At 41.7% G+C, this 7,528-nt stretch carries 7 protein-coding genes; 4 read left to right on the forward strand and 3 right to left on the reverse strand.

Annotated elements, in window-relative coordinates; translation table 11 throughout:
* Together ACFE90_RS33995 and ACFE90_RS34000 are read right to left on the reverse strand one after the other, a co-directional pair.
* Positions 1 to 1,993: PAS domain S-box protein (locus tag ACFE90_RS33995; RefSeq protein ID WP_375506694.1), on the reverse strand; the 1,993-nt coding region annotated here is incomplete at its 3' end.
* Positions 1,994 to 2,046: 53 nt separating this feature from the next.
* Positions 2,047 to 2,178 (reverse strand): hypothetical protein, encoded by a 132-nt coding sequence (locus tag ACFE90_RS34000; RefSeq protein WP_375506695.1) that lies wholly within the window; start codon positions 2,176 to 2,178, stop codon positions 2,047 to 2,049.
* A 432-nt stretch (positions 2,179 to 2,610) separates the two neighbouring features.
* Here ACFE90_RS34000 and ACFE90_RS34005 point away from each other — a divergent pair, with 432 nt between their 5' ends.
* The 4 genes from ACFE90_RS34005 to ACFE90_RS34020 all read left to right on the forward strand — a co-directional run bounded on the left by ACFE90_RS34005 (position 2,611) and on the right by ACFE90_RS34020 (position 6,545).
* A complete protein-coding gene (locus ACFE90_RS34005) occupies positions 2,611 to 3,198 on the forward strand; it encodes a Uma2 family endonuclease (RefSeq protein WP_375506696.1) in 588 nt (195 codons plus the stop codon).
* A 440-nt stretch (positions 3,199 to 3,638) separates the two neighbouring features.
* Positions 3,639 to 4,724 (forward strand): bifunctional DNA-binding transcriptional regulator/O6-methylguanine-DNA methyltransferase Ada, encoded by a 1,086-nt coding sequence (gene ada / locus ACFE90_RS34010; protein ID WP_375506697.1) that lies wholly within the window; start codon positions 3,639 to 3,641, stop codon positions 4,722 to 4,724.
* Positions 4,708 to 5,367, forward strand: a complete 660-nt coding sequence (locus ACFE90_RS34015; RefSeq protein ID WP_375506698.1) for a DNA-3-methyladenine glycosylase family protein — start codon at positions 4,708 to 4,710, stop codon at positions 5,365 to 5,367. The genes ada and ACFE90_RS34015 overlap by 17 nt, the downstream gene beginning before the upstream one ends.
* A gap of 179 nt (positions 5,368 to 5,546) precedes the next feature.
* Entirely contained in the window at positions 5,547 to 6,545 is a 999-nt protein-coding gene (locus ACFE90_RS34020) for a DMT family transporter (protein WP_375506699.1), read from the forward strand.
* A 95-nt stretch (positions 6,546 to 6,640) separates the two neighbouring features.
* On the opposite strand, the gene dapF is transcribed toward ACFE90_RS34020, so the two are convergent.
* Positions 6,641 to 7,480 (reverse strand): diaminopimelate epimerase, encoded by an 840-nt coding sequence (dapF, locus tag ACFE90_RS34025; protein WP_375506700.1) that lies wholly within the window; start codon positions 7,478 to 7,480, stop codon positions 6,641 to 6,643.
* Positions 7,481 to 7,528 lie beyond the last annotated feature (48 nt).

Raw genomic sequence — 7,528 nt, forward strand, 5'->3', positions numbered from 1 at the left:
TTATTGTATTGGGGTTGTGGTCGGCGCCCGGGGGCCTGGGGGGGGGGGGCAGAGGGGAAAGAGGTAATTTTTTATTCTCCCCCTTGCTCCCTGCTAAGAGCTCCCTTGCTTCCCCATTTCCCACTCCCTGATTTAACAAATTCTTTAACACCATCAAGTTACCCATCACCGAAGTTCGTAAATCGTGGGCAACTGTGTGCAAAACAACATCTTTTACCCGATGCAATTCTTCAACTTCTTGCATTTTCTGCTGCAATTGTGCTGTTCGTTCTTGTACCTGGTGTTCTAAATTAGTGTTAAGTTCTGCAAGTTTTTGGTAAATCTGGCTTTGCTGAATGGCGATCGCTACCTGTTCTGACATCTGCTGTAACAAATCAATTTCTATTGGTTGCCAATGACGCGGCCCTGAACATTGATTGGCAATTAACGCCCCAAATAACTCATTGCCTAGCATAATTGGTACACTCAAAGTCGCCTTCGTTTTAAATTTTTGAAAGTGCGCTTTGACTTTGGGAGATAATGCTACTTGCGTTATATCTTCAACGACACCCACAACATTATTTTTGAGTAAGTTTCTTAATTCTTGTAGATAAGCTTCATCATTAGTAGACCATCCTGTGACTGATGGATACTTTGGATCTACTGATTCTGCAAGAGTTCTGGCTCCTAATTTGGTATTATTTAAACAAATAAAAACCCTATCTGCTTGCAGAAATTGCCTGACTTCCGTCACGGTGGTTTGAAGAATTTCCTCTAACTTAAGGGAAGACCGAATTCGTACTAAGGTTTCTGCCAACAAGCGATCGCGTTCTGCTGATAGACGTAATTGTGCTTCCACCTGCTTACGTTCTGTAATATCGTGATGGACTGCTAGGAGCGAAGGCAGACCATCTAAATCAATGATTTCGGCTGAAAGGAGCATTGTAATTATCTTGCCTGACTTTTGCCGAAATTCAACTTCCAAGTTGCGAACAACTCCTGTGGTTTGCAACTCCTGTAACAAATTCTGGCGATCGCGATCGTGTATCCAAAGATTTAACTCGAAAGAAGTTTTACCAATCGCCTCATCTCGCTCATAACCTGAGAGTTTCACAAAGCTGTCGTTAACTTCGATGAAGCGTCCTTCTTGGAGTGTGCTGATAGTAATTGAATCGGGGCTACAACTAAAAGCTTTAGCAAATTTTTGGGCAAGATTTTGTAAAGCAACTTCTGCTTGTTTGCGTTCTGTGATGTCTCGGACAATTGCTACTACCTCATCTTGACCACTTACTACCAACCGCGCCTCATAATCTTTGACTCCCAAAGGCGTTGGTAGCTGATATTCACAAGTTTGCAATGTTCCAGAATCTAAAGTTTTAGCGATCGCTTCCAAGCTAATTGCGGCAACATCACTAGGCAATAATTCCTGCACATGTTTCCCAACTATTTCTTCTCTCGAAAGAGTGACATTTGCTCCTTCACTTTTCAAATCTAGATACTCGCTATCACGGCTAATGCGAAACATTAAATCGGGGATAGCATCTAAAACTGCTTTATACCGCGCCTCACTCTCAAGCAATTTTTCTTGGGCTTGTTTTCGGTCTGTAATATCCATGACCAAGCCATTCCAAAGCAAATCGCCTGATTCTTGTAATTCACGTTGCGAAGTAGCTTGAATCCATTTAAGTTTCCCACTAGGCGTAATGATGCGACCTTCCCAATGCCAAGGTGTAATATTTGTAGTACAAAAAGTTATAGATTCTGTAAAAGCTTTTATATCCTGTGGATGAATCAGTTCGTATAGCACCCGAAAGTCTTTCTGTATAGCTTCTAGTTCTAATTCATACAAATATTCACAACCAGAACTAACATATTGGACTAACACAGAACCATCCTGCTGTTGCAGAACTTGGAAAATCATTCCTGGTAAATTGACAGCAAGTTTTGAGAGCAAATTAATAGCGTCTTGCTGGCAATTTGGTGTATACAGCGATTTGACAACGGTTTCATCCACTCTTTAACCCTTTGATACACAAGCTATTGATGTACAATTAAAAGCCAGAATAACTAATTTAACAGTTTTGATTCTGTAGGCATAATCGCTAACAGAATCAAAACTGCGCCTTCTTTCAGAGTAGTTCCTGATGAGGCGATCGCATTCACCCAATCGGGTGAACGATTTGCCAGGGGGAGAATCATTTCAGGAATGCTGAGTTATATTATGTCCAGGTAATTTAGTTATGATTCCATAGTCATTGCGCGCCAGATGCTCCACTTTGCATCTCCTCTTCTTACAAAGGGAGAGGCTAGCGCCTGCCGTAGGATGTCCGAACGCGAACAGTGTCTCCTTTAGGAGAAGGGCTATAGGGAGAAGTTCCGGCCTAAGCCTTTGAGAATTGCAACCCGCAGATGCCCGACAACTTTTACGAAGTCGGGCATCTTGTTTCTGCGCGTTTGATTCAGGATTTATATATTAGTCCTAGTCCATCAAGCTGACGAAAGCCTGCTACTTAGTAAGCATTGAAGTGCTTAATACAAGGACTAAAGCCCTTACAACAAACTTATTTACCTGGCATCGTTAACTTGACAGACTACTAGAATAGAGATATTGCTTCCACCCAAACTGATAACATGAATACTACTACCGTCAGTTTACCGCCTACACTCGAATTAAATATCGACTTGACTGACGAGCAATTTTTTCAGCTTTGCCAAAATAATCGAGACTTAAAGTTTGAGCGGACAGCTTCAGGGGAATTAATTATTATGCCACCTACGGGGAGTAGTACTAGTGACCGTAATGCCGATTTAACTTATCAATTAAGAGCTTGGAGTCGTCAAAATAAACTAGGTAAATCCTTTGACTCTTCTGGTGGTTTCAAACTTCCCAACGGTGCAGAGCGTTCTCCAGATGCTTCCTGGGTGAAAATGGAACGGTGGAATGCTTTAAGCGAAGCAGAAAAAGAAAGATTTGCTCCTTTGTGTCCTGATTTTGTAGTTGAGTTAATGTCTCCAAGTGATTCCTTAGAAAAAACGCGAACCAAAATGAGGGAATACATGGAGAATGGCGCCAGATTAGGCTGGTTAATTAATAGAGGACAGCAACAAGTAGAAATTTATCGTCCCAATCGAGAAGTTGAGATTTTACAAAGTCCTAAAACTCTATCGGGAGAAGATGTTTTGCCAGGATTTGTTTTAGATTTGGTGGAAATTTGGTGAGTAATTGCCTACCCTGAATTATTCATGACAGGTAAGATAATCGACAAATTTTATGGAGTTGGGTATTTGCGGTTTGCAATTCTTATATAGCAGGGAACTGGGGACTAGGGACTGGGGACTGGGTGAAAAGTCTTTTGGTGTCTAGGTTTTATAATCTGTTGATGTCCTAATCACCTTGGCTATTGCTATAAATCAAATAGGATATATCACTCATCAAAATTCTGCTGTGTTGACCTAATTTAAGGTTTCCGGTTTCATCGAGCAGTGAACACCCGTTTAGCAAGTTAGCACATTAAAAAACTGAGATAATCAACTTTGATCGCAACAATCAGATAGAAAGTAGTTTATCGATACATTTAATCTATTTTTACCTAAAGGCAGAAACTAATAATAGACATTCCAAAGTAGGGATACTTTGTAATACATCCAAGGAGATATAAATGCAATTACAACAGATATCAGTTTTAGAAGAAACTCTTTGGGAAGCAGTTTTGAGTCGAGATCCCACAATTGACGGCAAGTTTTTCTACGGTGTTCGCTCTACAGGCGTTTATTGCAGACCTATTTGCCCTAGTCGTAGACCAAATCGCAATCAAGTTTGTTTCTTCCAGTCGGCACAAGAGGCTGAAATTGCAGGTTTTCGACCTTGTAAGCGCTGTCAGCCACAATTTGAAACACTTCCAAATACAGCTAAATCCAAAGTTTTAGCAGCATGTCGATACATTGAAGCACAAGGCGATCGCATCCCAACCCTCTCAGAATTATCCTCTCAAGTGGGAATGAGTCCCAGTTATCTGCAAAAGGTATTCAAGCAAATAATTGGCGTATCCCCTTTTCAATATGCAGATGCGCTGCGTAGCCAACGATTGAAGCAGCGTCTTCAGTCAGGCGAAGAAATTGCTCATGCAGTTTACGACACGGGATATGGTTCAAGTAGCCAACTGTATGAGAAAGCACCTAAACAACTGGGAATGACACCAAAAACTTACCAACAAGCTGGAAAGACAATCAGCATTGTCTATGCGATCGCTCCATGTCTACTAGGATATTTGCTTGTGGCAACAACAGAGAAGGGTATCTGTGCCGTTAAACTAGGTGATGAAGCAGACAAGCTTGAACATATTTTGAACCAGGAATTTCACCAAGCGCACATCATACGTGATGACCACACACACAAAGAATGGATACAAGCAATCCTCGACTTCATTGCAGGAGGTGAAACACATCTTGATTTACCACTTGATGTCCGTGGGACAGCATTTCAGAAACAAGTGTGGGAAACATTACAAAAAATTCCTTATGGCGAAACCCGCACTTACACTGATATTGCTCGTAATATTGCCAAACCCCAGGCAGTCCGCGCTGTAGGTAATGCTTGTGGAGCTAATCCAATCGCGCTGATTGTACCGTGTCATCGGGTGTTGCGGAGTGATGGCAGTCTTGGTGGTTATCACTGGGGAATTGAGCGCAAACAAAAACTGCTTACACAAGAATCGAAATTTCTCAAAGATGACTCAAACACCTGAACTAGAATCGTTGACTGAAGAAAGTCTTACCCGTGGTTTAATGGTGCTTGCCAGTCTTGATAGCGATTTGGCTTGGATTTTAGAAACACTGGGGCCACCACCGATGTGGAAAAGAGAACCAGGTTTTGCAACATTGTTGTGTATAATTCTGGAACAGCAAGTTTCCGTAGCGGCTGCAAGGGCTGTATTTACGCGGCTATGTGGGGTTGTTGTAACTCTGACGCCAGAAAATTTTCTGGTATTGGATGATGTTCAATTGAGAGGAATTGGATTCAGTCGGCAAAAGATTTTATACTGTCGTGGATTGGCTCAGGCGATGCCTACGGCGGGCTACGCCTACGCAACTAATCAGCTTGATCTAACCAAGCTCCAAACAATGGACGAAACTATGATCAGAACTGAGTTAAAGCGTCTTAAAGGTATAGGAGACTGGACAGTTGATATTTATTTGTTAATGGCGCTGCAACGTCCTGATGTCTTTCCTAAAGGCGATTTAGCGATCGCGATCGCTCTACAAAAACTCAAAAACTTGGCGACGCGTCCAACACCAGTACAACTAGAAGCAATGACACAGCACTGGCGACCGTGGCGAGCAGTTGCGGCAAGACTTCTATGGCATTATTACCTGAGTAATCCCAAATAATTGCTACTTCTCCCTTCTCTACGAGACGTTGCACGTTCACGTAGTGTCTCGTAGAGAAGGCGCACTTGGTGAACCAGCGCTGTAGGCGGGTTTCCCGCCGTAGGCGACTGGTGTTAGCGTAGCGGTAGCGACGTAGGAGCGTCACCCGAAGGGCGGTTCGTATAATAAATATAAACTAAATGGTAGAAAATCAATTAAGCTTAACACCAGAAAATTCTGATAAAACTTCAAAAATCCTGCCGATAATTATAGTAATAATTGCATTATTAGCTTTATCTTCAACAGCAATATTTATTAAAGTCGCTGTTAGAGAAATGAGCGCTGTTGCTACATTCTTTAATCGTTTATGGATAGCAACTATTATCTTTGGCTTATGGAGTGGAATTAACCAAGTACGGACTCAAATTACAGATGATAAACCTGTATTACCACAGCAGCCTTATCCAATCAAAGAGATAGCGCTTTTAATCGCAGTGGGTTTAGTTCATGTATTAGGTCGATTATCTTGGACTTGGTCGCTAACTCAGACTGGTGCTGCTAATGCTAATGCCTTAGGTTGCCTCAATCCGCTATTTACTACTTTAGGAGGATGGCTATTTTTTAATCAAGTTTTTGGGCGCAAATTTATCATCGGTCTGATCTTAGCCATAATCGGTGCGATCGCTGTTGGATTTGAAGATTTATTGCGTTCTAATAATAATATTATAGGAGATGCTGTTGCTCTGATATCATCGATATTTTATGCAGCAAACTTTTTACTTATCGAGCAGATCAGCAATAAGTTTTCAATTATCACCATCCTCGTGTGGCGCTGTGCGATCGCAACTACATTGATGATACCAGTAGTACTAATCTTTGAAAAACAAGTTTTTCCAGTTACTTTGTCGGGGTGGTTAGTAGTCTTTGCCCTAGGTGCTATTTGCGAAGCCTTGGGTCATGGGCTAATTGTATACAGTCTCAAAAATTTTTCATCAGGATTTATCTCTTTATTCTTACTACTCAATCCCGTGATTGTTGCGATTCTTGCTTGGATACTTTTCTCGGAAAACTTGAGTATTTTTAACTTGTTAGGGTTGGCTCTAATTGTAGGGGGTATATATCTAGCAATTTCTAATAAAGAATCTATACAATCTAAAGTGAATATCCATATCCAATCTCCAGCAGAAAGTGAATCTTAAAAAGTTTGTAGTAAAGACTTTAGCCCTAATTTTCTAAGTACTAAAGTGCTTACTACAAACCTCCAAATACTTGAGAAATGCCAATGAGAAGCTGGTTACAGTTTACCAGTGAATACCTTTTGCGCTGGGCCTGTCATGTAAACTCGTTGGTCGATTTCTGACCATTCAATTTGCAAGGGGCCACCAGGTAATTCTACAATTGCAGTGTGATCGCATTTTCCAGTTAACACTCCAGCCACCAAGGAAGCACAAGCACCAGTCCCGCAAGCTAATGTAATCCCAGCCCCCCGTTCCCATACCCGCATTTTCAAATAGTCACGGCGTACCACTTGAATAAATTCGGTATTTATGCGTTGGGGAAAAGCTGAGTGATGCTCAAATTTCGGGCCGATAGTTTCTAACTCAATTGCTGCTACATCTTCCACAAAGGTAATGCAGTGGGGATTTCCCATATTTACACAGGTGACATCCCAAGTTTGCCCCGCCACTTCTAACGGCTGAGAAATTACTTTTTCTTGGGCGGGTGCAAGATTAGTCGGAATTTCGCTAGCGAGTAACCTGGGTAAACCCATGTCTACTTTAACTTGACCATCAGCTAAGAGTTGGGGAGTCATTACACCACCCAAAGTATGAATCCGATATGAGTCTTGATTTCGGGATTCACCTTCTAAGTCTGCTAAAAAGCCAGCTAAACAGCGAATGCCATTGCCACACATTTCTGGTTCAGAACCATCGCAATTAAAAATCCGCATGGTGTAGTCAGTACCGTTTTCTCCAGGTAGGGCAAAAATTACACCATCAGCACCGATACCAAAATGGCGATCGCATAACTTGATGGCTTGCTCTGGAGTCACTACAGGCACTGATGACGAGCGATTGTCAATCAGAATAAAGTCATTGCCTAGACCATGATACTTAGTAAATTCGATTGCCATTTCTTCAAGGATGAATTATCAAGGATTAGTTACTCTTTATTTTGCCTT

The organism is uncultured Nostoc sp., assembly GCF_964245445.1.
Taxonomy (GTDB): Bacteria; Cyanobacteriota; Cyanobacteriia; order Cyanobacteriales; family Nostocaceae; genus Nostoc.

Excerpts from the sequence above, each read along its gene's own strand:
- ACFE90_RS34015 (WP_375506698.1), top strand. The coding sequence starts at position 4,708 with ATGACTCAAACACCTGAACTAGAATCGTTGACTGAAGAAAGTCTTACC.
- ACFE90_RS34020 (WP_375506699.1), top strand. The coding sequence starts at position 5,547 with ATGGTAGAAAATCAATTAAGCTTAACACCAGAAAATTCTGATAAAACT.
- dapF (WP_375506700.1), bottom strand. The coding sequence starts at position 7,480 with ATGGCAATCGAATTTACTAAGTATCATGGTCTAGGCAATGACTTTATT.
- ACFE90_RS34005 (WP_375506696.1), top strand. The coding sequence starts at position 2,611 with ATGAATACTACTACCGTCAGTTTACCGCCTACACTCGAATTAAATATC.
- ada (WP_375506697.1), top strand. The coding sequence starts at position 3,639 with ATGCAATTACAACAGATATCAGTTTTAGAAGAAACTCTTTGGGAAGCA.
- ACFE90_RS34000 (WP_375506695.1), bottom strand. The coding sequence starts at position 2,178 with ATGATTCTCCCCCTGGCAAATCGTTCACCCGATTGGGTGAATGCGATC.